General features: G+C 70.7%; 25 protein-coding genes and 1 rRNA gene. 10 read left to right on the top strand and 16 right to left on the bottom strand.

Annotated elements, in window-relative coordinates; genetic code table 11:
• On the bottom strand, positions 1–183 hold a 183-nt coding region (locus MKK82_RS03275), incomplete at its 3' end, for a 1-deoxy-D-xylulose-5-phosphate synthase N-terminal domain-containing protein (protein ID WP_279602727.1).
• Between the two features lie 446 nt (positions 184–629).
• Between MKK82_RS03275 and MKK82_RS03270 the strand changes: the two genes are divergently transcribed.
• The 3 genes from MKK82_RS03270 (at position 630) to ettA (ending at position 4,021) form a co-directional block, all read left to right on the top strand.
• A complete protein-coding gene (locus tag MKK82_RS03270; RefSeq protein ID WP_238293503.1) occupies positions 630–1,523 on the top strand; it encodes a DNA/RNA non-specific endonuclease in 894 nt (297 codons plus the stop codon).
• A 9-nt stretch (positions 1,524–1,532) separates the two neighbouring features.
• Complete coding sequence (locus MKK82_RS03265; RefSeq protein ID WP_238293501.1) at positions 1,533–1,838, top strand: hypothetical protein; 306 nt, start codon at positions 1,533–1,535, stop codon at positions 1,836–1,838.
• A 530-nt stretch (positions 1,839–2,368) separates the two neighbouring features.
• Positions 2,369–4,021: an energy-dependent translational throttle protein EttA gene (gene ettA / locus MKK82_RS03260; protein WP_238293499.1), complete on the top strand. Its 1,653-nt coding sequence runs from the start codon at positions 2,369–2,371 to the stop codon at positions 4,019–4,021.
• Between the two features lie 39 nt (positions 4,022–4,060).
• Here the strand turns inward: ettA and MKK82_RS03255 are convergent, their stop codons facing one another.
• A complete protein-coding gene (locus tag MKK82_RS03255; RefSeq protein WP_238293497.1) occupies positions 4,061–5,008 on the bottom strand; it encodes an NAD-dependent epimerase/dehydratase family protein in 948 nt (315 codons plus the stop codon).
• Positions 5,009–5,505: 497 nt separating this feature from the next.
• Here MKK82_RS03255 and MKK82_RS03250 point away from each other — a divergent pair, with 497 nt between their 5' ends.
• Both MKK82_RS03250 and MKK82_RS03245 read left to right on the top strand, forming a co-directional pair.
• Complete coding sequence (locus MKK82_RS03250) at positions 5,506–6,687, top strand: OpgC family protein (RefSeq protein WP_238293495.1); 1,182 nt, start codon at positions 5,506–5,508, stop codon at positions 6,685–6,687.
• A gap of 28 nt (positions 6,688–6,715) precedes the next feature.
• Positions 6,716–6,907: a DUF2256 domain-containing protein gene (locus MKK82_RS03245; RefSeq protein ID WP_238293494.1), complete on the top strand. Its 192-nt coding sequence runs from the start codon at positions 6,716–6,718 to the stop codon at positions 6,905–6,907.
• Between the two features lie 42 nt (positions 6,908–6,949).
• Here MKK82_RS03245 and MKK82_RS03240 read toward each other — a convergent pair whose 3' ends face one another.
• The 6 genes from MKK82_RS03240 to meaB all read right to left on the bottom strand — a co-directional run bounded on the left by MKK82_RS03240 (position 6,950) and on the right by meaB (position 11,270).
• Positions 6,950–7,549, bottom strand: coding sequence for an NTP transferase domain-containing protein (locus MKK82_RS03240; protein ID WP_243984644.1), 600 nt, complete (start codon positions 7,547–7,549; stop codon positions 6,950–6,952).
• The gene (locus MKK82_RS03235) at positions 7,542–8,585 is read right to left on the bottom strand and encodes a molybdopterin-binding protein (protein ID WP_238293490.1); all 1,044 of its coding nucleotides are present in this window, start codon (positions 8,583–8,585) and stop codon (positions 7,542–7,544) included. The genes MKK82_RS03240 and MKK82_RS03235 overlap by 8 nt, the downstream gene beginning before the upstream one ends.
• Complete coding sequence (locus tag MKK82_RS03230) at positions 8,582–9,283, bottom strand: XdhC family protein (RefSeq protein ID WP_238293488.1); 702 nt, start codon at positions 9,281–9,283, stop codon at positions 8,582–8,584. The genes MKK82_RS03235 and MKK82_RS03230 overlap by 4 nt, the downstream gene beginning before the upstream one ends.
• Positions 9,283–9,606 (bottom strand): XdhC family protein, encoded by a 324-nt coding sequence (locus tag MKK82_RS03225; RefSeq protein ID WP_243984643.1) that lies wholly within the window; start codon positions 9,604–9,606, stop codon positions 9,283–9,285. The genes MKK82_RS03230 and MKK82_RS03225 overlap by 1 nt, the downstream gene beginning before the upstream one ends.
• 159 nt (positions 9,607–9,765) lie before the next feature.
• Positions 9,766–10,143 (bottom strand): CsbD family protein, encoded by a 378-nt coding sequence (locus MKK82_RS03220; protein ID WP_238293484.1) that lies wholly within the window; start codon positions 10,141–10,143, stop codon positions 9,766–9,768.
• Positions 10,144–10,283: 140 nt separating this feature from the next.
• Complete coding sequence (gene meaB, locus MKK82_RS03215; RefSeq protein ID WP_238293482.1) at positions 10,284–11,270, bottom strand: methylmalonyl Co-A mutase-associated GTPase MeaB; 987 nt, start codon at positions 11,268–11,270, stop codon at positions 10,284–10,286.
• A gap of 189 nt (positions 11,271–11,459) precedes the next feature.
• Here meaB and MKK82_RS03210 point away from each other — a divergent pair, with 189 nt between their 5' ends.
• Positions 11,460–12,488: an alpha/beta hydrolase gene (locus MKK82_RS03210; protein ID WP_238293480.1), complete on the top strand. Its 1,029-nt coding sequence runs from the start codon at positions 11,460–11,462 to the stop codon at positions 12,486–12,488.
• Between the two features lie 16 nt (positions 12,489–12,504).
• Here MKK82_RS03210 and MKK82_RS03205 read toward each other — a convergent pair whose 3' ends face one another.
• Positions 12,505–13,389 (bottom strand): transglutaminase-like domain-containing protein, encoded by an 885-nt coding sequence (locus MKK82_RS03205; RefSeq protein WP_243984642.1) that lies wholly within the window; start codon positions 13,387–13,389, stop codon positions 12,505–12,507.
• Positions 13,390–13,638: 249 nt separating this feature from the next.
• Here MKK82_RS03205 and MKK82_RS03200 point away from each other — a divergent pair, with 249 nt between their 5' ends.
• From MKK82_RS03200 to MKK82_RS03190, 3 genes are all read left to right on the top strand, one after another.
• Positions 13,639–13,974 carry a hypothetical protein gene (locus MKK82_RS03200; protein ID WP_238293477.1) on the top strand — a complete coding sequence of 112 codons (336 nt, stop codon included), beginning with the start codon at positions 13,639–13,641 and terminating at the stop codon, positions 13,972–13,974.
• Positions 13,975–14,043: 69 nt separating this feature from the next.
• On the top strand, positions 14,044–14,556 hold the full coding sequence (locus tag MKK82_RS03195; protein ID WP_238293475.1) for a tellurite resistance TerB family protein: 513 nt from the start codon (positions 14,044–14,046) through the stop codon (positions 14,554–14,556).
• 109 nt (positions 14,557–14,665) lie between these two features.
• On the top strand, positions 14,666–15,730 hold the full coding sequence (locus tag MKK82_RS03190; protein WP_238293473.1) for an esterase: 1,065 nt from the start codon (positions 14,666–14,668) through the stop codon (positions 15,728–15,730).
• 174 nt (positions 15,731–15,904) lie between these two features.
• Here the strand turns inward: MKK82_RS03190 and MKK82_RS03185 are convergent, their stop codons facing one another.
• Together MKK82_RS03185 and MKK82_RS03180 are read right to left on the bottom strand one after the other, a co-directional pair.
• Positions 15,905–17,086 carry a pyridoxal phosphate-dependent aminotransferase gene (locus tag MKK82_RS03185; protein ID WP_243984640.1) on the bottom strand — a complete coding sequence of 394 codons (1,182 nt, stop codon included), beginning with the start codon at positions 17,084–17,086 and terminating at the stop codon, positions 15,905–15,907.
• A gap of 23 nt (positions 17,087–17,109) precedes the next feature.
• The gene (locus MKK82_RS03180; RefSeq protein WP_238293469.1) at positions 17,110–17,301 is read right to left on the bottom strand and encodes a hypothetical protein; all 192 of its coding nucleotides are present in this window, start codon (positions 17,299–17,301) and stop codon (positions 17,110–17,112) included.
• 172 nt (positions 17,302–17,473) lie between these two features.
• On the opposite strand from MKK82_RS03180, the gene MKK82_RS03175 reads away from it, so the two are divergent.
• Entirely contained in the window at positions 17,474–17,776 is a 303-nt protein-coding gene (locus MKK82_RS03175; protein WP_238293467.1) for a hypothetical protein, read from the top strand.
• Positions 17,777–17,788: 12 nt separating this feature from the next.
• On the opposite strand, the gene MKK82_RS03170 is transcribed toward MKK82_RS03175, so the two are convergent.
• The 5 genes from MKK82_RS03170 to rrf all read right to left on the bottom strand — a co-directional run.
• Positions 17,789–19,183: an ATP-binding protein gene (locus tag MKK82_RS03170; protein WP_238293465.1), complete on the bottom strand. Its 1,395-nt coding sequence runs from the start codon at positions 19,181–19,183 to the stop codon at positions 17,789–17,791.
• 288 nt (positions 19,184–19,471) lie between these two features.
• Complete coding sequence (locus tag MKK82_RS03165) at positions 19,472–20,257, bottom strand: 3-hydroxybutyrate dehydrogenase (protein WP_238293463.1); 786 nt, start codon at positions 20,255–20,257, stop codon at positions 19,472–19,474.
• 77 nt (positions 20,258–20,334) lie between these two features.
• The gene (locus tag MKK82_RS03160) at positions 20,335–21,825 is read right to left on the bottom strand and encodes a sensor histidine kinase (RefSeq protein ID WP_238293462.1); all 1,491 of its coding nucleotides are present in this window, start codon (positions 21,823–21,825) and stop codon (positions 20,335–20,337) included.
• Positions 21,822–22,517 (bottom strand): response regulator transcription factor, encoded by a 696-nt coding sequence (locus tag MKK82_RS03155; RefSeq protein WP_243984639.1) that lies wholly within the window; start codon positions 22,515–22,517, stop codon positions 21,822–21,824. Before MKK82_RS03155 ends, MKK82_RS03160 begins: the two co-directional genes overlap by 4 nt.
• 359 nt (positions 22,518–22,876) lie before the next feature.
• Positions 22,877–22,980: ribosomal RNA gene (rrf, locus tag MKK82_RS03150) — 5S ribosomal RNA — on the bottom strand; the annotation flags it as partial.

Here is a 22,980-nt window from a genome sequence, read left to right as displayed (position 1 = left end):
CTCGACCACCCCCAGCCCCGAGCCGAGATGGCCGCCCGTGATCGACACCGCGTCGATCATCTCGGCCCGAACCGCCTCCGCAACGGCCGGAAGCTCCGACTCCGGAAGACCGCGCAACGCCGCAGGATTCGGGACACGGTCCAGCAACGCCGATTGCTCAGGTGATATCGCCAATGGTCGCATCCGCTCGTTCGAGTGTAGCGACGGCCCCGCCGCGAGCCCTGGGCCTCCGCGACGCCAGCACCCAGGGACACGCGTTCATGCTAGAACACGCCCGTCCGCCGCTGTCATGATAGTGCCAGTTACGGACGATCGGCGGCGCGATCAATGTCGGGCCCGCGTTTTTTTCAATCACGTGCCCTCAGCGCCACAAGAGGTCCGCCTTTGAGCCCGGCTCGTCTGTGCACAATCCTGCTCACGTTCGCGATTACCGCAGGCGGCCAAGCTTATGCGGAGCCGCGGCCGCCGGACGGCAATCTCGACTTCCTCTGCAACTTCCTGGGCGATTGCCCGAATCGGGTCTCGCCGGGAGGGCCCGACCGCGATGCGCGGCCGTTCGGCGGCACCCTCAGCCGCCCGTGCGCATGGCGGACCCGACCGACGCCCGAGGGCCCGCGGCGGGTGCGCGCATGCTGGTGAAGCGGCCCCGGGGTCTGATCGCCGCGGGCCTGGTCCTGGCGTCCATCGGTGGGGCGCCCGCCTCGGCCGACGATGCCTGCCCCGGCCTATTCGCGGACGGGCGGGTCCCGGTGCTCACCAACCCGAAGCTGGCCGTACGCACGGTGCCGCTATGCTTCGAAGCCTTCGCGGTGCTGCATTCGGGGGTGACGCGCACGCCGCTCTACGCCGCCGAGCACCTCACCCGCGGGAGCGTCGCCGAGGCCCGGGCGGTGGCGCGGGACGATTCCTTCCACGAGGAGAGCCGGCTGCCGCCGGACGCGCGCGCGTCTCTGGAGGATTACGTCCGCAGCGGCTTCGATCGGGGACACCTCGCGCCGGCCGGTGACATGCCGACGGTGAGCGCCCAGGCGGAGTCCTTCACCTTCGCCAACGTCGTGCCCCAGAATCGGGTGCTGAACCGCGGCCTGTGGGCCGATATCGAGGAGGGCGTGCGGCGGCTCGCGACGCGGCGGGGTTCGGTCTTCGTGGTCACCGGCGCAATCTTCGCGGGAGACGCAGTGCAGCAGATCAAGGGCGGCGTCCTGGTCCCGACGCAGTTGTTCAAGGCGCTCTACGATCCGGAGACCGGCCAGGCCGGCGCCTATCTCGCGCCGAACGACGGGTCCAGGGATTGGCGGACGGTCCCGATCGACGACCTCACCCGGGCCTCCGGCATCGACGTCTTCCCCGGCCTTCCGGCCGCGGCCCGCACTGCCGCGCTGACCCTGCCCGATCCGGACGACTCCGCGCACTCGGGCGCGCACCGGCCGCGACGCGAGGAGACGTGGCAGGACTGGCTCCAGCGGGAGGGCAGCCGCGTCCTGCGCAAGCTCGTCCGCGACGTTCTGCGTGCGATCTTCTGAGAGGGACCCATGGCTCAAGACAAGCGGGACGGCCGGACCCGGCCTTCGGGTGCCGGTCAGGACCGGTTCGAACCCTTCGCCGACGACGCCTCGGTGCGCAGCATCGGCGCCCTGTCCTTCGAGAACGGCACCGATCGAATCGTCCTGCACGGGTCCCTCGACCTCACGCGGGACGAGGCGGGCCTCGCGCAGGCCCGACGGCTCCGGGAAACCCTGGAGGCGATCGTGCGGGCCCTGGAGGCGGGGGACCTTCCGGAGGCGGTCGCGGAGGCGCCGGAGCCCAAGCCGAAAACGGTCCGGAACCCCTTCGCCTGAACCGGACGCGCGCCCCGCTCCGGGGCGGAGCCTTCGCGGTCGCGGACCGGTCCGGCTCAGCGGCCCCTCCGGCGTTCCGAAGCCCGGGTCTGCGACGCGACGGGATCGGCACGCGATCCGGGCGAGCGGCCCGGGTAGGCTCTCGGACCGACGATCTGCGGCTCCGCCGTGATCCCGGGGCCGGAGCGCGCCGCGGGATGGCTGGGGTCGCCCGATCAGCCTGCGGCCCGGCAACGGGGGCGGGCCGTGTTCCGGGGCGCCGCCGGCGGGCCCGGCCGCGGGCTGACGGAGTCGGGGCCGGCGGGTGAAGGCAGCGCCGAAGCTCGGGCGAAGAACGGGATTGTCGGACGCGATTGCCCGGCGTGCCGAGGCCGGCAACCTTGCCGCTGCCCGGCGGGCCTGATACTCGATCAGCGTCATTCTAAATCTTGAGGGACGTGCGTACAGGACGGGTGCCATGGCCCCGCACCTGACCCGTGCCGCTGGCACGCACCGCGCATTCCCGCACATCACGCCGAGGACGATCCGCGATGGCTCGCGAATTCATCTACCACATGCGGGGCCTGACCAAGGCCTACACCGGCGGCAAGAAGGTCCTGGATAGCGTCAACCTGTCCTTCTACCCCGATGCCAAGATCGGTGTCCTCGGCATCAACGGCTCCGGCAAGTCGACGCTGCTCAAGATCATGGCCGGCCTCGACAAGGACTTCACCGGCGACGGCTGGGTGGCCCAGGGCGCGCGCGTCGGCTACCTGCCGCAGGAGCCCCAGCTCGATCCGAACAAGAGCGTCCGCGAGAACGTGATGGAGGGCGTGGCCGAGAAGCAGGCCATGCTCGACCGCTACAACGAGCTCGCCATGAACTACTCGGAGGAAACCGCCGACGAGATGACCGAGCTCCAGGACCGAATCGAATCGCTCGGTCTCTGGGAGCTCGACTCGAAGGTCGATCAGGCCATGGAGGCCCTGGGCTGCCCGAGCGATGAGCAGCCGGTCGCCACCCTCTCGGGCGGCGAGCGCCGCCGCATCGCCCTGTGCCGCCTGCTCCTGTGGGAGCCGGAGCTGCTGCTCCTCGACGAGCCGACCAACCACCTCGACGCCGAGACGGTGAACTGGCTGGAAGGTCACCTGCGCCAGTACCCGGGCGCGATCCTGATCGTGACCCACGACCGCTACTTCCTCGACAACGTCACCAGCTGGATCCTGGAACTCGATCGGGGCAAGGGCATCCCGTACGAGGGCAACTACTCGGCGTGGCTGGTGCAGAAGCAGAAGCGCCTGGAGCAGGAGGGCCGCGAGGACATGGTCCGGCAGCGCTCCATCGCCCGCGAGCAGGAGTGGATCGCCGCCTCCCCGAAGGCGCGCCAGTCGAAGTCGAAGGCGCGCATCACCCGCTACGAGGAGCTGGTCGCCAAGCAGAACAACAAGGTGGACGCCTCCGCGCAGATCGTCATCCCGATCGACGAGCGGCTCGGCAACAACGTCATCGAGTTCGAGAATCTCAGCAAGGCGTTCGGCGACCGGCTGCTGATCGAGGATCTCTCGTTCAAGCTGCCGCCGGGCGGCATCGTCGGGGTGATCGGCCCGAACGGCGCCGGCAAGACGACCCTGTTCAAGATGATCACCGGCCAGGAGAAGCCCGACAGCGGCAAGATCGACGTCGGCGAGACGGTCAAGCTCGGCTACGTCGACCAGTCGCGCGACGCCCTCGACCCGAACGCGACGGTCTGGCAGGAGGTCTCGGGCGGCAACGACATCATCTATTTCAACAAGCGCGAGATCAATTCGCGCGCCTATTGCGCGGCGTTCGCGTTCAAGGGCCCCGACCAGCAGAAGAAGGTCGGAACCCTCTCGGGCGGCGAGCGCAACCGCGTCCACTTGGCCCGCACCCTGAAGGGCGGCGCCAACGTGCTGCTCCTCGACGAGCCGACCAACGACCTCGACATGGAGACCCTGCGTGCCCTGGAGGACGCGCTAGAGGATTATGCCGGCTGCGCGGTCATCATCAGCCACGATCGCTGGTTCTTGAACCGTATCGCCACCCACATCCTGGCCTTCGAGGGCGACAGCCACGTGGAATGGTTCGAAGGCAACTTCTCCGACTACGAGGCCGACAAGGTCCGCCGTCTCGGAGCGGATTCGATCATGCCGAAGAAGATCAAGTACAAGCGGTTCTCGCGCTGATCGCGGCGCGCCCACCCGGGGATGCCCGCCATCCCCGGGTCAGCCGTTCCGTGACCGCGCCTCCGCGAGGATCGCCGACAGGCTGCGCGTGAGCGGGATCATCGGCTTCCAGCCGGTGGCCGCCGCGAAGGCGGCCGGGTCGCAGCCCTCGCTGCGCACGCCCGCCGGCCGGACCCGTTCGTCCCTCACCCGGATCGTGAAATCCGCATCCGTCAGGGCACGAAGGGCGTCGAGGATGTCCGAGACCGGCGTCACGGTGCCCGATCCGACGTTGAAGATGCCGCCATCGGGCAGCTCGTCGATCCGCGCGATCACTTGCAGGCATGCCGCGGTGAAGTCGGCCACATCGAAGAAGTCGCGCCCCGCCGAGAGATCGCCCACCTCCACGACCGGCGGAGCCTCTCCGCGCTCGATGCGGGCGATCTGCCCGGCGAAGGAAGCGACCACGAAGGTCTCGCTCTGCCCGGGCCCGATGTAGTTCGACGGCCGCAGCACGAGGTGCTTCACGCGGGCGTTGGCTAGCACATCGCGCAGGATGTACTCGCAGGCGTTCTTGGTTCGCCCCGAGATGGTGTCGGGTCGCGGCGTCACGCTCTCGTCGGGACGCGCGCGGTCGCGGAACGCCTCGCCGTAGACGACGGTCGAACTCAGGAAGACCAGGGCCGCGCGGGTCCTGGCCACCGCCTCGGCGAGGTTCAAGGTTCCGAGCAGGTCTGCCCGCCAGGCATAGGCCGGCGTCTCGCTCGACCGCGCCACGGAGGCCAGGGCGGCGAGATGGAAGACGAGGGTCGGCTCGAAGGCGGCGACCGCCTCGGCGAGCCGGCCGGCATCGAACGGATCGACGGCGAGGAAGGTCACGCCGTCGAGGGGCGGCTGCGCGCTCCGGTCGATGCCGAGGATTCGGCTGCCGGCCGGGAGCCCCCGCCGCAGCGCCTCGAGCAGGCGGCGGCCGAGATAGTCTCCGGCTCCGGTGACGAGGACGCGCATGAACCCAGCCCCTCCCCGGCATGGTCGGCGGCGGAAAGCCGGGTTCGATCCGCCGCGTCTATACCGGCCGCGGTCGCGACGCGAGGGGCGTCGCGGCGCGCCGAGGCGCCGAGGATGCCGGGATACGCGGGGGTCGTGCGGCACGATCCGAAACCACCGTCCGTGGTGGGGACTTGGCGTCGGCGCTCGCCTCGCTCCGGCGCCGGGCGCGACGTCGGGTCCTGGAACGGTGAGGCTTCGCGGAACGTCCTGTCGTCGGAACCTCGGATCGCGTCGACAGAGGACGACCGTGTGACACCATCAGCGTCGACCGGCAGCACAGACCCGGCGGATCCCGGGTGCTCGCCGGGATCCGGCGCGGCGGTGCCGGTGTCCACATCTGAACAAAGGCGCGTGATCGGCGCACTCTCCGGCAGCGTCCGCGCTGCAGTGCGGTATCATCCGACCGCGGCGGTCCGCGCCGTCTTCGCCCTGCCACCCTGCCGGTGACGGTCCGTGTGACGAACATCGACGCGCTCGAGCGGCCTTCGGATCCCGGTCGGCTGCGGCCGGCCCCGCAGTCGCCCCCTCAGGACAAGCCCGCCAAGCCGGTCCGCGACGCGCGGGTCGACGTGCTGCGCGGCTTCGCGCTGCTGACGATCTTCGTCGATCACATCCCCCGCAACGCGCCGGCCTTGTTCACGCTGCACAATTTCGGGTTCTCCGACGCGGCCGAGATCTTCGTCCTGCTCGCCGGGTACTCCTCGATGATGGCCTACGGAGGCCTGTTCCAGCGGGCCGGGATCCGCAGGACGCTCGGCCGGATCGGCAGGCGCTGCCTGCGCATCTACCTGTTCCAGGCGGGCCTTCTGCTCGCCACGCTGATCATCGTGCGGATCTGGATGGATCTCACCGGCCTGACGCCGCGCTTCGGCGTCGCGCCGCTGATCCAGATGGGGCTGCTGCCTGGCCTCCTGCGCGGCCTCGCCCTGAACGCGCTGCCCAACTACCTCGACATCCTGCCCCTCTACATCCTGCTGCTCGCCCTGTTCCCGCTCATCTATTTCGGGCTGCGGCGCGGCGTCTGGGGCGTGCTCGCCCTGTCGGGGACCCTGTGGCTCGCCGCCAACCTCGATCATCAGTTGAACCTGCCGAACGCCGCGGCGGTGGATGACGGGTGGTACTTCAACCCGTTCGCGTGGCAGTTCCTGTTCGTGATCGGCGCGGCCCTGGCGCTGGCGATCCGCTCGGGCGGCGGCCTCCTGCCGCGGCGGGGCTGGGCCGTGGCGACCGCCGGGGTCTACCTAGCCTTCGCCCTGTTCCAGGGCGGATCCTGGGCCGAGTGGAGCCTTCCGAACCTCAGGCCGCTGGCGATCGACGTTCCGGACAAGAGCCACGTCGGCCCCTTGCGCCTGCTGGACATCCTCGCCCTGACCTACCTGCTGTTCAGCGCGCCCGCGGTGGGGCGCTTCTGCCGGCACCCCTCGCTCCGCCTGATCGATGCCTGCGGCCGACACTCGCTGGAGATCTTCGCGGCCGGCTGCCTGGCGGCGCTCATCGGCCGCATCCTCTACCGCACCTTCGACGCCACATGGGCCCTGCAGATCGCCGTCAATCTCGGTGGGATCGCGGTCATGCTCGGCTTGGCAAACCTTCTGGACGCCCGGCTTCGCCGAACGGCACCGAAGCCGGCAGGCTGAGCGGGCCGTACGACGCGGGAGAGGGATGATGCCGCCGATGCGCCGCAAGGCCGATCTGCCGCAGAAGGTCTGCGTTCAGTGCGGCCGTCCGTTCGCGTGGCGCAAGAAATGGGAGCGCGTCTGGGACGAGGTGCGCTACTGCTCGGACCGGTGCCGGGCCGAGGCCCGAACCACGCGCAGGGGCGACACGGCTGAGAACAGCGCGACAGAGGAGACGTGATACCGGGCCGGATGGGACGGTTGCGCACGCGGCGGTGCCCCGTCAGACGGCGTGACCGCCGAGGGCGGCGAGGCTGGACGGCGTGTCGATGTCGAGGGCCGTCGAGGGATCGCCCGGGATCTCCAGCACGTCGGTCCGTCCCCTGAGGAGCGGTCCCGCCCCATGGTCGCCCTGCAGCCGGGCGATATCCGGAGCCAGACGGCGCAGGTTCAGCAGCACCGGGTTCCCGCGCCGTCCGTCCTGCACCGGGACCACGGCGACCGGCAGCGGGGCGGCGCCCGCGAATGCCTCCACTAAGCGGTCGATATGGGCGGCGGTCATGCACGGCATGTCGCCGAGCACCACCACGGCGGCGCTGCAGCTGGGAGGAAGTGCCGCGAGACCGGCACGCAGCGAGGTTGCGAGGCCGAGACGGTAATCGGGATTGACGGCGTGGATCAGGTCGAGCCCGGCCAGCGCGGCCCGGACCCGGTCGGCATGCGCCCCGAGCACGGCGATTACCGGACGCGGCCGGGCGCCGAGGGCGGCTCCGGCCGCGTGACGCACCAGCGGCACTCCGTCGAGGAGCGCGAGCAGCTTCGGCTCAGGGCCGAACCGGCTGCCGAGTCCCGCGGCGAGAAGAATCGTGCCGACGTCAGGCATCCGGCGACGGGTCCGCGTCGGCCGCCGTCGCCGCACCACCGGCCCGGGGCTGCGGGCGCGAGACGATCTCCATCAGGAGCCCGCCGACGCCCAGCGCGACGATGTCGGCCCGGGTCACCGCCAGATCCGCCAGGAGGCGGTGCAGGATCCAGTCGAAGCCGTTCTCCTTCGGTGAGCGCGCGCAGCCCGGCGCGCCGATCACCGGCACTCCGCCGCGGCTCCCGACGAGAAGCAGGTTTCCGGGATCGACCGGCATCCCGAGATGCGCGACGCTGCCCCCCGCGGCCTCGATGCCAGCCGGAATGACGTCGCGCCGGTCGGCGATGGCCGAAGCGCCGAACACCACCACGAGATCCGCCCCGTCGCCGTCGATCGCGTGGGCGAGAGCCGTGGCCACGGCCTCGTCCGCGTGCGGCACCCGGATCTCGCGGACGATCGCGGACCCCGTGGGGGCGAGGCGCTCGGCGAGCACCCGGAGGGTCTTGTCGATGGTCGCCTCCTTGAGGCTCGGCAGGCGGGTCGAGATCACGCCCACCCGGCGGCGGCGGTATGGGGCGACCGCGAGGGCCCCGCCCGCGGTCGACGCGCAGGCGCGGGCCAGCACGCCCCCCGGCACCGCGTAGGGGATGATCTTCACGGTGGCGACCATCTCGCCGGCCACCACCGGCTTGAAGCGCGGCAGCGTCGCCACCGTCACGGCCTCGTCGACGGCGTTGACCGCGTCGATGCGGGCGGGATCCAGGACGAGCACCCCCGCCGTTTCGGCGAACAGGTTGCAGCGGCCGGTGAAGGGCGCCTCGACGCGCAGGTTCGCCCCGGCCAGGTGACCGGCGAGCTGCGCGGCGGCGGCGTCCTCGCCGACGTCGCCGGGCTCCAGGGCCGCCGCGACGATCTCCGACAGGCCGGCCCGCGCCAGGGCGGCGGCGGCATCGGGGTCGATCACCGACCCCTTGCGCAGGGTGACGTCCGCACCCCGGACGGCGTGGGCGCTGATCATCCCGGCGGCCTCGGCGACCGGCACGGGACCGAACCTCACGCGGCCTCCGGGCGGGGTGCGCGGCGCAGGGCGGCCACGACCTCCGCCAGGACGGCGAGCGCGATCTCGGCGGGGCTCACCGCCCCGATCGCGAGCCCGATCGGCGCTCGGATCCGGCCGATCTGCTCCGGGCTGAAGCCGGCCGCGCCGAGCCGGGCCACCCGCGCCGCGTGGGTCTTCCGCGATCCGAGGGCGCCGACATAGAAGCACTCGGCCGTCAGCGCCGCCTTCAGTGCGGGATCGTCGATCTTGGGATCGTGGGTCAGGGCCGCGAGTGCGCAATAGCGGTCCAGCGGCGGCACGCGGCTCCCGAGCACGGCCTCCGGCCACTCGGCCACGAGTTCGACGCCGGGGAAGCGCTCCGGCGTCGCGAAGGCGGTGCGCGGGTCGATCACCGTGAGCGCAAGATCGAGCGCCGCCGCCATCGGCGCCATCGCCTGCGAGATGTGGACCGCCCCGATCACCACGAGCCGCACGGGCGGCACCTGCACGGTGAGGAACAGTGTCCGCCCGTCAGCCTCCACGAGGCCGCTCTTGGCCGACGCGAGGTGCTTGCCGAGCACCGGGCCAAGGGGATCGCCTGCGATCTCCGCCTCGCGCACGAGGCGCTGGCTGCCGTCGGCGATGTCGGTGACGAGGATCGCGGCCCGGCGCGCGGCGCGCTCGGCATTGAGGCTTGCCAGGATGTCGGCGCGCATCAGTCGAGCCGCTCGACGAAGACACGGATCCGGCCGCCGCAGGACAGGCCAGCCCGCCACGCGGTCTCGTCGGCGACGCCGAACTCGAGGACGCGCGGTGCACCGGCTTCGATCACTTCGATCGCCTCGGTGATCACGGCCCCCTCGACGCAGCCCCCCGAGACGGACCCCAGGAAATTGCCTGCCTCGTCGACGACGAGGTGGCTGCCCACGGGCCGCGGCGCCGATCCCCAAGTCTCGATCACGGTGGCCAGCGCCACGGCGTGGCCGTCGCGTCGCCAGGTTTCGGCGGCGGCGAGGATGTCGGTATCGGTGCTGAGCATGGCCAGAGAAGCCTTGGGCGGGCGGGCGCCCCCCGCATCCATCAGGTATGGCCCGGGCGGCGCGATGCAAGGCACATCGCAATGAGGCACATCGCGATAAGGCACCCCCGGTACCGTCCTGGCGCGGCCCCGCCCGTATTCGGGCGAGGCCGCGTCCGGTCAGCGGCGGCTGTGGATCAGGAGGGCGAGACCGTAGCCCACCGCGCCCGCGATCAGCAGCGCGACGAGGGGATTCTCCTCCACCCGGGCACCGACGGCTTCGCGGCCGTCGCGCAGGTAGGAGCCGCCCCGCTCGTAGACGTCGCCCGCGACGTCCCGGGCCCGCGCGGACGCGTCGCTCGCGTAGTCGCTCGCCTGATCGGCGATATCCCGCGCCTTGTCCTTGGCCTGTCCGTAGACGTTCTGCGCCTGACCCTGGGCGTCGCGGAAGCGGCCTTCCACAGAGTCGCGATTCGAGCCGACGAAATCGCCGGCCGCACTCTGAACCTTGCCCGCGGCTTCCTTGGCGCCGCCGACGATCCGATCCGTATCAACCATGGCACTCTCCTGGACGTGAGCACGGCGCCGCGACGGGGCGCCGCTCGATACGCCGTCGTCCACTCGAACGCGCGAGATCGCGTTTGTGCCCCGCACCGCCGCGGAATTTGTGTGCGCCGGGCGCGGCCGGGCCGGCCCCGTCAGAGGCCGATCAGTTCGGCGATGGCGGCCGCACCCGCGGCCGGAGAGGTCTCGCCCCGGGCCACGCCCGCCTCCGCCTCGGCCGTGCGGCGCCGAACCTCCGGGGAGCCGACGAGGCGTTGGTGCAGGCGCTCATCCACCAGCGCCCACATCCACTTCACGTCCTGCGTCCGGCGCTTCGCCTGGATCTCGCCGGTGGCGGTGAGCTTGCCCCGATGGTCGACGATCTTCGCCCAGAGCGCGTCCAGCCGCAGGTTGTGGAAGCCCGAGATCGTCACCACGGGCGGTGTCCACGTCGCCGAGGCCGGGGTGAGGATGTGCAGCGCCGCCCGGTATTCCGAGGCCGCCGCGTTGGCCCGCTGCTCGGCCTCGCCCGCATCCGCCTTGTTGACCGCGATCATGTCGGCGAGTTCGAGGATGCCCTTCTTGATACCCTGGAGTTCGTCGCCGGCGCCGGGCAGCATCAGCACGAGGAAGAAATCGGTCAGGTCGGCCACCGCGGTCTCGGATTGGCCGACCCCCACGGTCTCCACCAGGATCACGTCGAAGCCCGCCGCCTCGCAGAGCAGCATGGTCTCGCGGGTCTTGGCCGCCACGCCGCCGAGCGTGCCCGAGGACGGAGACGGGCGGATGAAGGCGCCCGGGTCGTGGGCGAGCCGGGCCATCCGGGTCTTGTCGCCGAGGATCGAACCGCCCGTGCGCGAGGAGGACGGGTCGACTGCCAGCACCGCCACCTTGTGGCCGGCCTCCGTCAGGTTCGAGCCCAGAGCGTCGATGGTGGTCGACTTGCCGACGCCCGGGACGCCGGTGATCCCGACCCGGATCGCCTTGCCGGTTTGCGGCAGCACGGCGTCGATGAGGTCCGACGCGAGGGCCCGATGATCGGCGCGCTTCGACTCGGCGAGGGTGATGGCCCGGGCCAGGGCGGCGCGGTCGCCGCCCAGCAGGCGCCGGCGCAGGCTCTCGATGTCGATGGTCGGCGTCATGCATCCTTCATGGCGGTGACGAAGGCTTCCGTCGAGGGGGCTACCGGTCCGAGGCGACGGCGCAGGCCTGTGTCCGGACGACCACAAGGGAAACCTTGTCGGTTCTCCACAGGGATCGGCCGGCGGCGCGCCCCGCCAAGGTCATGATCCTGCGCCACGAGGGAGGCCCCGCCCGAGCGCCCCTGGATCATGCCGGAACATCCCGTCTCACGCCGCGCCCTCCTCCAGATCGGTGCCCTCGCGGGTGCCGCAGGCCTCGCGCCGTCCCTCGGCGCCTGCGTCACCGACAACCTCGGCACCGGACCGTCCCTGCCCGAGAAGCAGTCGGCGCTCGACGTCATGCCGGTCCTTCTGGTCGCCACGACGCGCAAGCCCGTCGGCAGCCCGCCCAGGCCCCCGTATTTCAGCAGCGATCGCGGCCGCGGCCTGAGCTTCGCGGAGGTGCGCCTGTCGCCCCCCGACCGGTCGCTGCTCGGCAAGGTCTCGTCCGTCATCACGGGCGATTGGACCATCGGGGCCGTGCCGAAGGCCGAGACCGGACCGGGCGCCGCCGAGGCCTTCGCCCAGGCGGCCCTGGGACGCGACGTGCTGATCTACGTTCACGGCTACCGGGAATCGTTCGAATCGGCTGCCGTCAGCGCCGCGCGTCTGTCGGACGGGATCCGCTTCCGCGGCGTCTCGGGCCTGTTCACGTGGCCCTCCGCCGCCGCGACCTTCGACTACAACTACGATCGTGAGAGCGCCCTCTGGTCGCGCGACGCCTTCGAGGACCTGCTCAAGGCCCTGGCCGCGTCGCCGAGCGGCGGCCGGATCAACATCGTCGCGCATTCGATGGGCACGCTCCTGACCCTCGAGACCCTGCGCATGCTCCGCGCCGAGGCCGGCGAGGCGGCCATGGCGCGCATCGGCGCGGTGGTGCTGGCCGCGCCCGACATCGACTTCGACCTGTTCTCCAACGGCGTCGCCCGACTGGGACCCGACGTCGCGAAGATCACCGTGATCTCCGCCACCAACGATCGCGCCCTGGAGCTCTCGGCGGCGCTGGCGGGCGGCGTCCGGGCCGGCGCGGTCGACCGGGCCAAGCTGGAGGCGCTGGGGGTGCGCGTCGCCGACGCCTCCGATTACGGCGGCGGCCTGATCAACCACGACCTATTCCTCTCGAACCCCGAGGTGCAGGGGGTGGTCAAGCGCGCCATCGCCCGCGGCGCGGGGGTCTAGGACCGCGGCCCGGCGGTCACCCGGTCCGGGTCGCCATGCTCTGCGGCGGCAGGGGCTCCTCCGGCAGGACGGAGGCGTCCCCGGAGACGTCCAGATGGTCGATCCGGTCGGCCCAGACTCGGAAGCCCACCAGGGGATTCGGACCGAACGTGTGGGTCAGCGGAACGTCCGCGGCGTCGCGGCCGTAGGCGACCATCACCCGGCCGATCCGCGGGGCGTTGTTGCGCGGATCGAACACGTGCCACCGTCCCCCGAGGTAGACCTCCATCCAGGCCGCGAAGTCGCCGGCCGGATGGGGCTCGAGTTCGCCGATGAAGCTGACATAGCCCGTGCAGTAGCGAGTCGGGATGTTGAGCGCGCGACAGAAGGCCACGGCGAGGTGGGTGAAATCGCGGCAGACCCCGCGACGGCCGGCATAGGCATCCTGCGCCGTGCGATCGCCGTGGGCGAATTCATAGCCGAAGGCGATGTGGCCGTGCACGAAGTCGCAGACGGCCTGCACCCGCGCCCAGCCCGGCTCGGTATGGCCGAACAGCCGCCACGCCTCGTCCGCCAACAGATCCGATTCGCAGTAGCGGCTGGGCAGCAGGAACACGAGCGTCTCGGCCGGCAGTGACTCGATCGCGTGCTGCCCGGCCTCCGGCACGACCGGATCCGGGCATCCGTCGTCGCCGATCACCGCGTCGGTCCCGATGGTGAAGCTCCCGGCCGGCGCGGTCAGACGACCGCACAGGTTGCCGAAACCGTCGTGATAGAGATCCACCGGCACCGGGGGCTCGGTGCGGAGCGTGTCGGGCGCCTCCAGGGCGCCGGCCCGGGTGGAATGCACGTTCAGCATGACCACCATCGGTACGGGATAGGGAAAGGCGTAGCGCATCTCGCAGCCGAGCCTGATCCGCATGCGCGGCGATCCTTCTTCGCGTCTGGTTTCATCGCGCCCTCCACCCGGCAGGATCCGCGCCACGGCTTTCGGGGCGGCTGCGTCGGGATGGGCTTGGCGGGCGTCCGGTTCACCCCTACAGCATCCGCGCGTGGCGCCGATGGCTGCCGGAAGGGACGCCAGCGTTTCTTACCGGGGCAGCGCGTCGCACCCGTGCGCGATCCCGCTGACCGGGCGCGCCAGAGGACGGTTACGAGAGGGATGCCGGCCATGTTCACGCTCGAGATCGACGGCACCGCCGTTGCGGTGATCAACAGCGACGAGGCGTCCGCCAAGGACCTCTTCACCTGCGCGGGCTTCAAGGAAGACATCCGGACCATGACGAGCGACGGCAAGCCGCTCTGGAACGGCACCTCGGCGCTCAAGGTTCGGGCCGCCACCGAGGACGAAGTCGAGATCTTCGAGGATGCGCTGGCGGAGGACGACGGCGAGGGTGAGTTCAAGGACGATGCCCACCACGGCGACGCCGACTCGGACGACGAGGACGAGGCCGACATCGTGTTCCTCGTGGATATCGACGAGGACGAGGATGAAGCCGACGCCTGAGGGCGGCTGAACCCGAGCGCCTCCCGGGTGGTTTCCGATCGGATTTGGATTGGATCCCGGGAGGATGGCATGGCGGACAGCGGGCGGATCGTCGACGCGCTGGTGCGCGCGCGGCGCGGCGGGCTCACCGCGGGCGCCGCACTCAGTGGGCTGGCGCTGATCGGCGGACTGGCCTACCGGGCGCTGCGCGGCACCGCACCGCCGGAGACCGGCGGACCGGATTTCACCCGGGTCGCCGAGGACGAGGCCCGGCTGATGCTCCGGGTCATGGTGGCGGCGACGACGGCCGACGGGATGGTCGACGCCGCGGAGCGCAAACGCCTCGACGCGGCCGTGGCCGAGGCGGGCCTGGATACCGACGGTCGGTCCTGGCTGGAGCGCGAACTCGCCAATCCCGCCGATATCGACGAGATCGCAGAGCGTGTGTCGGGACCCGATGCGGCGGCGCGGATCTTCGCGGCGGCCCGGCTCGCGATCGATCCCGACACGCTGCAGGAGCGGCAGTTCCTCAAGATGCTGGCCGAAGCCCTCGACTTACCGCCCGGGGCCACCGAACGCGTCGAGCGCGACATCGCGGCCTGATCGGCAAGCGGAGAAGCTCGACTGCCGCCCATCGCGGTCGAGCTTCATGCTAGGCACTCGGATCATGGCACGGCCCGGGCGTGCCGTTAGCGGGGAGACGGGACATTTCATGCCAGGATTGTCAGTGCCCGCACTGGTGCGCGCCCGGCGGATGGCCGGCGCTCTGGTCGCCGCCATGCTGATCTCGGGCGGACCCGCCCGCGCGGCCGATCCGGCCCCCGGCCCCCTGACGATCGCCGAGCAGGGCAGCTTCTTCGTCGGCGGCCGCGACATCCAGTCCGACACGCTCTCGACACTGCCGGCCTACGCGCCCTCGGGCACGATCAGCGTCGACCAGATCTACGTCCGCTACCAGATCCCGGTGAGTTCGGGCCGTCCCCCGCTGGTCCTGATCCATGGCTGCTGTCTCACCGGCAAGACCTGGGAGACGACCCCTGACGGGCGCATGGGCTGGGACGAGTTCTTCGTTCGCCGCGGCTTCCCGACCTACGTGATCGATCAGGCCTGGCGCGGCCGTTCGGCGGCGAGCCCGTCCCAGATCAACGCGGTGAAGACCGGGCGCGCCGAGCCCAACACCCTGCCGCCGGTCTTCTCGGCCGGGCGCGAGCCGGCCTGGGCGATCTTCCGGTTCGGGCCGGAATACCCGAAGGTCTTCCCCGGCATGCAGTTTCCGCTCGAGGCCCAGGGCGAGTTCTGGAAGCAGATGGTGCCGGATTGGTCGGCCGCCCTGCCGGTCCCGAACCCGACCGTGCCGGCCCTGTCGGACCTCGCCAAGCGCCTCAAGGGCGCGGTGCTGGTCTCGCACTCACAATCAGGGATCTACCCGTTCCAGACCGCCGCCCTCGATCGCACGGGCATCCGCGCCCTCGTGGCCATCGAGCCGGCCGCCTGCCCGGATCCGGCCAAGGACGACCTCGCCCCCTACCGGGACCTGCCCATCCTGGTGCTGTTCGGCGACTACGTCGACGCCTCGTCCCGCTGGGCTCCGCGGCTGAAGCAGTGCCGCAGCTTCGTGGCGGCGGCGAACGCGGCGGGCGGCAAGGCCGAGCTGATCCTGCTGCCGGAGATCGGCATCCACGGCAATTCGCACATGCTGATGCAGGACAAGAACAGCCTCGACATCGCGGACTGGCTGGCCGGCTGGATCGACAAGCGGGCGCCGGGGAAGTCTTGAGGCGCGCGGCCCGGGCGGTCCCACTCAGCCCCTCATCCTGAGGTCCCTGCGCCAGCGAGACTCGCAGGAGAGTTCCAGGATGCGCGCAGCCGGCCTGAGAACTCCTTCGAGGCTGCCGCTCGCTCCCGCGCCTCAGGCTGAGGGGTTCGGAACGAGGAGACCCGTTGGGAAATCTCAGCCGGGTTTCCGCTCGCTGAGGAACGTGCCCATCCGCTCCAGCGCGCGGCGGATGTTCTCCGCCGAGTTGGCGTAGGACAGGCGGATATAGCCCTCGCCGTGAACGCCGAAATCGGGACCGCCGATCACCGCGACCCCCGCCTCCTCCAGCAGGGCTGACGCCAGGGCTTTGGCCTTCCAGCCGGTCCGCGAGATGTTCGGGAACGCGTAGAACGCACCCTTCGGGGCGATGCAGGACACGCCCGGCAGGGCGTTCAGGCCGTCGACCACGATCGCCCGGCGCCGGTCGAACTCGGCGACCATCTCGGCCACGCAATCCTGCGGGCCGTCGAGAGCCGCGATGCCGGCCCACTGGGTCGAGGCGTTGACGCAGGAATGCGCGTTGACCGCGAGCTTGCGGGCGGCCTCATAGAGCGGCTTCGGCCAGACCGACCAGCCGAGCCGCCAGCCGGTCATCGCGTAGGTCTTTGAGGCGCCGTCGAGGTAGACCAGCCGGTCACGGATCTCGTCGTATTTCAGCAGCGAGTGATGCGCCTCGCCGTCATACGTCATCGTGCCGTAGATCTCGTCCGACAGCACCGCGACGTCCGGGTGTTCGGCGAGGCCCTTCACCAGGGCGTCGATCTCGGCCCTCGGGGTGACGCCGCCGGTGGGGTTGGCCGGCGAGTTGACGATCAGCAGCCGCGTCTTCGGCGTGATCAGCGCCAGGGTCTCGGCCGCCGAGAAGGCGAAGCCGTTCTCCTCGCGGATCGGCACCGGCACCGGCGTCGCGCCCGTGAACTCGATCATCGAGCGATAGATCGGGAAGCCTGGATCCGGATACAGGATCTCGGTCCCGGGGGCGCCGAACATCAGGATCGCCATGAACATGGTGACCTTGCCGCCCGGCACGATCATCACGGAATCGGGCGAGACCTCAACGCCGTGGCGACGGTGGATGTCGCGGGCCACCGCCTCGCGCAGCGGCGGGATGCCCACCGCCGGTGTGTAGCCATGATGCCCGTCACGCAACGCCTTGATGCCGGCCTCGACCACGTGGGCGGGCGTCGGCATGTCGGGTTGGCCGATGCCAAGGTTGATCACGTCGCGCCCCTGGGCAGCCAGGGCCTGGGCGCGGGCCAGCACCGCGAAGGCGTTCTCCTCGCCGATGCGGGAGAAGGCCGGGACCACGTGCAGCATCGCGCCCTCCGGGAGGTGTTGTGTCAGTGCTTGGTGCGCTCGGCGAGCTTCATGGCGCCGACCGACATCGCCACGGCGATCGCGCCGAGGATCACGAAGGTCTTGACCGAGGCGTAGAACAGCGCCGGCTCGATGCCCGTGTCGGTGTAGAGCACGAGGCCGATGGCGGCGAGCGGCAGGGAGATGAGGATCAGGAGGGGGACGAGCGGGTTCATAATCGGCACTCAAATCCGGCGCGCGGGCGTCCGCGGCTCATAGCGCGCCTCCATACCATCCTGCCGCGAAGGTTGGGACCCCGGGGGATGCAGTTTTTCGCCGGAGCGTCGGGTCACTCACCGATGCGCAATCATTTGGCGCGATATTGTCATCCTGGGAGGGCAGGCAAGTATGCGCCGATCGACGGTCTCGTGGGGCGGCGCAGATGGCGCCTCCAGCAAAGGTCCATCCAGCATCGACAGGCTCGCCGTCCATATCGGCAAGCTCCTGCGGCATCCTGCCTATCGGCGCGAGAGCATCGTGAGCCCGCTCCTCCGGCGCCACCTACCCTACGATGCGGGCTACGCCTGGAACGACGAGGCCGGCCTGCGCAAGCGCCTCGCGGCGGCCGGCCTCGACGAGGCGAGCCTCGATCACCTCATCCGCAACGTCCAGGCCGAGGCCCTGCGCCTGCGCCGGCCGAGCGACACCTGAACGGCGGCCGCCTCAGGCCGGCACCCGCACCGTCGCCCGCAGGCCGCCCAACGGACTGTCGTGCAGGACGATGTCGCCGCCATGGGCACGGGCGATATCGCGGGCGATCGCCAATCCCAGGCCGGACCCACCGGCATCTTGGCGGGCGTCGTCGAGGCGCACGAATGGCTTGAACACCTCCTCGCGGCTCTCGGCCGGGACGCCGGGCCCGTCATCGTCGATGGAAACGTAGAAGGCGCGGGCCTCGAGCCGGCCGGAGATCGCCACCGTCTCGCCGTGGCGCGCCGCGTTGGAGGCGAGGTTGAACAGGCAGCGCCGGAAGGCCCCCGGGCGGACGGTGACCTCCGGCGCCCCGACGAGGTCCACGGCTGAGACGTGCGCGCCGAGGCGCTCGACGTCGGTGCGCAGATCCTCCAGCAGGGCGCGCATGTCCGTGGGCGTCGCCGGCTCGGCGGAGTCGCCGCGGGCGAAGGCGAGGTAGCCCTCCAGCATCCGGCTCATCTCGTCGACGTCGCGGCTGAGATCTTCGATCTCGCTGGTCTGCTCGAACAGGGCGAGCGACAGGCGGAAGCGGGTGAGGATGGTGCGGAGGTCGTGGCTGACGCCGTTGAGCATCGTGGTGCGCTGCTCCATGGCCCGCTCGATGCGCCGCTTCATCTCGATGAAGGCGTGGCCGGCCTGCCGCACCTCGCGGGCCCCGCGCGGCCGGAACTCGATCTCGCGGCCCTTGCCGAACCCCTCCGCCACGGCGGCGAGCCGGAGGATCGGCTTGATCTGGTTGCGCAGGAACAGGATGGCGACGCCGAGCAGCACCAGCGAGGAACCGATCATCCAGACGAGGAAGATGTGGGAGTTCGACGCGTAGGCCTGGCTGCGCCGCGCGGTGATCCGCATCACGCCGTCAGGGATCGCCACGCGGATCTCGATCAGGTTCGAGCGACCGACCGTGTCGATCCAGAACGGGCGGCGGATCTGGCGCTTGATCTCGTCCGAGAGGGCCTCGTCCAGGATCGAGAAGAACGGCCGGGGACCCGGGGCCGGCAGCTTGGCGCCCTTGAGGATGTCGAGATCGAGATTGAGGCGCTCGCCGGCGATGCGCGAGAGGATTTCGGCGTCCTTGTCCTGCGGATAGCTCTCGTAGATGTCGATCAGCGCGGCGACGTCGGCGGTCACGGCGGCCGAGAGGCGCTTGGTCACGAGCTGCCAGTGCCGCTCCATGAAGGTGTAGGCGATCACGGATTGGAGCAGCACTACCGGCGCGATGATGATGATCAGTGACCGGGCGTACAGGCCCTTGGGAAGCACGTCGCCGACCGCCCGGCTGACGCGCTTCCAGAGCCGGTGCGGGCCCGAGCGCGGGGGATCCTTGCGCAGGGCCCGCGCCAGGGCGGCCTCGTGCGCGTTCATGGGACGGGGCGCCCGGGCCGGGCCGGCCCGCGCGCGCGATAGCAGATCGGTTGACGGGTAGACCGTATGGCGGCGGACATGGTGCGGGCGGCTGCGGGAGGCCGACCCGTTATCGCATCCGCGTCGGGATCGGCCAAGACGGGCGATCGAGGCACGGCTCCGACCGCGGGAGCCGTGCGCTGGGGTCCGTCGCGTCCTTTCCCCGATACGGGCTCCGGTCCGAACGCGGGAGGATCCGGGCTGCCGGCCCCGACATTGGCCCGGACATCGGCCGCGTGGCGCCGTGCGCTACTGCGCCGTCCAGCCGCCATCCATGCTGATGTTGGCCCCGGTGATCTGGCTTGCCGCATCGGAGCACAGGAACACCGCGAGCGCGGCGACCTGATCGACCGTGACGAACTCCTTCGTCGGCTGCGCCTTGAGCATCACGTCCTCGATCACCTGCTCCTTGGTCAGGCCGCGGGCCTTCATGGTGTCGGGGATCTGGGCCTCCACCAGCGGCGTCCAGACGTAGCCCGGCGAGATGCAGTTCACCGTGATCCTGTGCGGGGCGAGTTCCAGCGCCGCCGCCTTGCTCAGACCGGCGATCCCGTGCTTGGCGGCCACGTAGGCCGACTTGAACGGTGAGGCCACCAGCGAGTGGGCCGAGGCCGTGTTGATGATCCGGCCCCAGCCCTTGGCCTTCATGCCGGGGATCGCGGCGTGCATCGTGTGGAAGGCCGAGGACAGATTGATGGCGATGATCTGCTCCCACTTGTCCGCCGGGAACTCCTCGATCGGCGACACGAACTGGATGCCGGCATTGTTGACCAGCACGTCGACGGACCCGAACGCCTCGTTCGCCTCGCGCACCATGGCGGCGACCGCCTCGGGCTTGCTCATGTCGGCCGCCGAGTAGCGGGCCTCGACCCCGTAGGTGCCCTCGATGCCGACCCGCGCCGACTCGATGGCGTCCGCGTCCCCGAACCCGTTCAGCACGATGTTGGCGCCCTCCGCCGCCAGCGCGCGCGCGATGGCGAGCCCGATACCGCTGGTGGAGCCGGTGACGAGGGCGGTTTTGGTCTTGAGAGTCATGGGGCCTCCTGGGACACGGACGCGCCTCGGATCGGGGCGGCGCCCGCGGGGGACGGTGCGCGGCCCTAACTAGCGCGTCAGGACGGTGCCGGCACAGGCCCGGCCGATGGCGGTGCGTCCGGGATGTCACCGGTCTCGGGAGCGGCCTGTGCCGGGACGGCGATCTCCACCCGCAGGCCCGGGGCGTTGTCGGCGAGGCGCAGCGTCCCCTGATGCAGGCGCACCACCGCATTGACGAGGCTGAGGCCCAGCCCGAAGCCCGGACGCGAGCGGGCATCCTCCAGCCGCACGAACCGGTCGAGCACGCGGCCGCGCTCCGCCTCCGGAATGCCGGGCCCGTGATCGGAGACCGCGAGACGGATCGAATCCCCCATCCGCCATGCCTCGAGGGTGACGCTGGCCCCTCCCGCATGCGAAGTGGCCCCATATTTCAGGGCGTTGTCGATCAGGTTGGCCAGGGCCTGCCCGATCAACTCGCGGTTGCCGGCGATGATCAGGCCGTCCTCCGCGCGCACGTCGAGGACGAGTCCCCGATCCTCTGCGACGGCCTCGTACAGGTCGCCGACGCCCCGAACCGTCGGGGCGATGTCCAGCGGCAGGAGGATGTCCCGGGCACCGCCCGCCTCCAGCCGGGCGATCATCAGAAGGGCGTTGAACACCCGGATCAACCCGTCGCCCTCGTCGATGACGGCTTCCAGGGCGGCGCGCAGCTCATCCGGCGAGCTGGCGCGGCGCAGGGCCTCGTCGGCACGGTTGCGCAGGCGGGTCAGCGGCGTCTTCAGATCGTGGGCGATGTTGTCGGAGACCTCGCGCATGCCGCGCATCAATTCGCCGATGCGCTCCAGCATCAGGTTGAGGCTCGAGGCGAGGCGATCCAGCTCGTCGCCGTTGCCCGCCACGTGGAGCCGTCCGTCGAGGTCGCCCGCCATGATCGCCCGGGTCGTTTGGGTCATGGCATCGACCCGGCGCAGGACGCGGCTCGCGGCGAGCCACCCGCCGATGACGCCGAGGATCACCACCGCGGCCAGCGCGGTGACGAAGGCCCGGCCGATCACCGCGCGGAGTCGGTCCCGCTCTTCCGTGTCGCGGCCGACGAGGAGCCGGAACCCGCCCGGCAGGGTGAAGACGCGCACGATCGCCCGATGCGCCTCGGCATCCGAATCGTTTCGGCCGTAGCGGGTCTCGCTCTGGCCCGGCGTCGCCAGCACGGCGGCGGGGACGTAGCCGACGTTACCGACCACATGGTCGCCCCCGGCCGTGGTCACGAGGTAGAGCGAGGCTCCGGGCTCGCGGGAGCGCCGCTCCACCACGGTGATCAGGCGGCGCAGGCCGCCGGTGTTGTACTGCTCGGACAGGCCGTTGATCTCGGCGTCGATCGTGGAAACGATCTGGTCATCGAGCACCGCCCGCGCATTCCATGCGACGTAGCCCAGCGCCAGGAAGGCGCAGAGAGCGAAGATCGCCAGGTACGCCAGCGACAACTTGAACGCGGTGGTGCGGAACAGCTTCTGGATGCGGGCCGCACCGGTCTCGCCGGGTACCGAGGCGTCGGCCGCCGACGCGCTCACCCGGCGGCGCCCTCGTCGACGCGCAGCACGTAGCCGGCCCCGCGCACGGTGTGGATGATCGCGGTCGGGAAGCCCTTGTCGAGCTTGCCGCGCAGACGCGAGACGTGGACATCGATGACGTTGGTCTGCGGGTCGAAGTGATAATCCCAGACGTGCTCCAGCAGCATGGTCCGGGTGACCACTTGGCCGGCATGCCGTATCAGGTATTCGAGAAGCCGGAACTCCCGCGGCTGCAGGGGGATCTCCAGACCCGCCCGGGTCACACGATGGGACAACCGGTCGAGTTCGAGATCACCGACCCGATACCGGGTCTCCTCGGCGGTGCCCTGTCCCACCTGCCGTCGGGCCAGGGCCTCGGTGCGAGCCAGCAATTCTGAGAAGGCATAGGGTTTCGGCAGGTAATCGTCGCCGCCGGCGCGGAGACCCTTCACCCGGTCGTCGACCTGCCCCAGCGCCGACAGGATCAGCACCGGCGTCGCCACCTTCTGCTCGCGCAGGGAACGGATCAGCGACAGGCCGTCGAGCTTCGGCAGCATGCGGTCGACGATCAGAACCTCGTAGCCGCCCTCCTGCGCCAAAGCGTAGCCGTCGAGCCCGTCATGCGCGCTGTCGGCGACATGTCCGGTCTCACGGAACGCCTTGACCAGGTAGGCTGCGGCCTCCCGGTCGTCCTCGATGATGAGCAGCCGCATGGACCCGCTCCATAGCGCGCTGCGCCGAACGGGGGAATGTGCTTCCGTCGCCATGGCCGAGCCACTCCCCTCCCCTCTCGCGGGTTGAACGGGCCGGGGCATCGGGTGACGCCTCGGCCCGTTCCGAAGCCGCGTCTTGGAGCCTCGGAGGGCACGAGGTTCGATGCGCCGCTTCGTCCGCGATCCTGAAGATCGACGGCGTGGCTAACGTGGCCCTTCCCCGATTACGGGAGGTTCGCGGGAAGATGACTTCGCGGTAAGGCCCGGCCGAGCGGGGTGCCAAACGCGAACGGGCCGCCCCATGAGGAGCGGCCCGTTCGCGTCGGTGTTCGTGAGGAGGGAGGGGTTGCGATGGGCGGGTCTGGCGGCGACCGACTCTCCCGTGTCTTGAGACACAGTACCATGGGCGCTGGCGTGTTTAACGGCCGAGTTCGAGATGGGATCGGGTTCTGGGCACGCCGCT

The organism is Methylobacterium sp. E-046, from assembly GCF_022829625.1.
Classification (GTDB): Bacteria; Pseudomonadota; Alphaproteobacteria; order Rhizobiales; family Beijerinckiaceae; genus Methylobacterium; species Methylobacterium longum.
The sequence above is the reverse complement of the archived record's forward strand: the minus strand, read 5'-3'. Positions and strand labels throughout refer to the sequence as shown.

Coding starts and splice junctions, on each gene's coding strand:
- MKK82_RS03265 (WP_238293501.1), top strand. CDS start 1,533: ATGGCTCAAGACAAGCGGGACGGCCGGACCCGGCCTTCGGGTGCCGGT.
- MKK82_RS03195 (WP_238293475.1), top strand. CDS start 14,044: ATGGCGGACAGCGGGCGGATCGTCGACGCGCTGGTGCGCGCGCGGCGC.
- MKK82_RS03230 (WP_238293488.1), bottom strand. CDS start 9,283: ATGCGCGCCGACATCCTGGCAAGCCTCAATGCCGAGCGCGCCGCGCGC.
- MKK82_RS03155 (WP_243984639.1), bottom strand. CDS start 22,517: ATGCGGCTGCTCATCATCGAGGACGACCGGGAGGCCGCAGCCTACCTG.
- MKK82_RS03180 (WP_238293469.1), bottom strand. CDS start 17,301: ATGAACCCGCTCGTCCCCCTCCTGATCCTCATCTCCCTGCCGCTCGCC.
- MKK82_RS03245 (WP_238293494.1), top strand. CDS start 6,716: ATGCCGCCGATGCGCCGCAAGGCCGATCTGCCGCAGAAGGTCTGCGTT.
- ettA (WP_238293499.1), top strand. CDS start 2,369: ATGGCTCGCGAATTCATCTACCACATGCGGGGCCTGACCAAGGCCTAC.
- MKK82_RS03240 (WP_243984644.1), bottom strand. CDS start 7,549: ATGCCTGACGTCGGCACGATTCTTCTCGCCGCGGGACTCGGCAGCCGG.
- MKK82_RS03175 (WP_238293467.1), top strand. CDS start 17,474: ATGCGCCGATCGACGGTCTCGTGGGGCGGCGCAGATGGCGCCTCCAGC.
- MKK82_RS03205 (WP_243984642.1), bottom strand. CDS start 13,389: ATGCGGATCAGGCTCGGCTGCGAGATGCGCTACGCCTTTCCCTATCCC.
- MKK82_RS03165 (WP_238293463.1), bottom strand. CDS start 20,257: ATGACTCTCAAGACCAAAACCGCCCTCGTCACCGGCTCCACCAGCGGT.
- MKK82_RS03185 (WP_243984640.1), bottom strand. CDS start 17,086: ATGCTGCACGTGGTCCCGGCCTTCTCCCGCATCGGCGAGGAGAACGCC.
- MKK82_RS03170 (WP_238293465.1), bottom strand. CDS start 19,183: ATGAACGCGCACGAGGCCGCCCTGGCGCGGGCCCTGCGCAAGGATCCC.
- MKK82_RS03255 (WP_238293497.1), bottom strand. CDS start 5,008: ATGCGCGTCCTCGTCACCGGAGCCGGAGACTATCTCGGCCGCCGCCTG.
- MKK82_RS03225 (WP_243984643.1), bottom strand. CDS start 9,606: ATGCTCAGCACCGATACCGACATCCTCGCCGCCGCCGAAACCTGGCGA.
- MKK82_RS03190 (WP_238293473.1), top strand. CDS start 14,666: ATGCCAGGATTGTCAGTGCCCGCACTGGTGCGCGCCCGGCGGATGGCC.
- MKK82_RS03210 (WP_238293480.1), top strand. CDS start 11,460: ATGCCGGAACATCCCGTCTCACGCCGCGCCCTCCTCCAGATCGGTGCC.
- MKK82_RS03200 (WP_238293477.1), top strand. CDS start 13,639: ATGTTCACGCTCGAGATCGACGGCACCGCCGTTGCGGTGATCAACAGC.
- MKK82_RS03220 (WP_238293484.1), bottom strand. CDS start 10,143: ATGGTTGATACGGATCGGATCGTCGGCGGCGCCAAGGAAGCCGCGGGC.
- MKK82_RS03270 (WP_238293503.1), top strand. CDS start 630: ATGCTGGTGAAGCGGCCCCGGGGTCTGATCGCCGCGGGCCTGGTCCTG.
- meaB (WP_238293482.1), bottom strand. CDS start 11,270: ATGACGCCGACCATCGACATCGAGAGCCTGCGCCGGCGCCTGCTGGGC.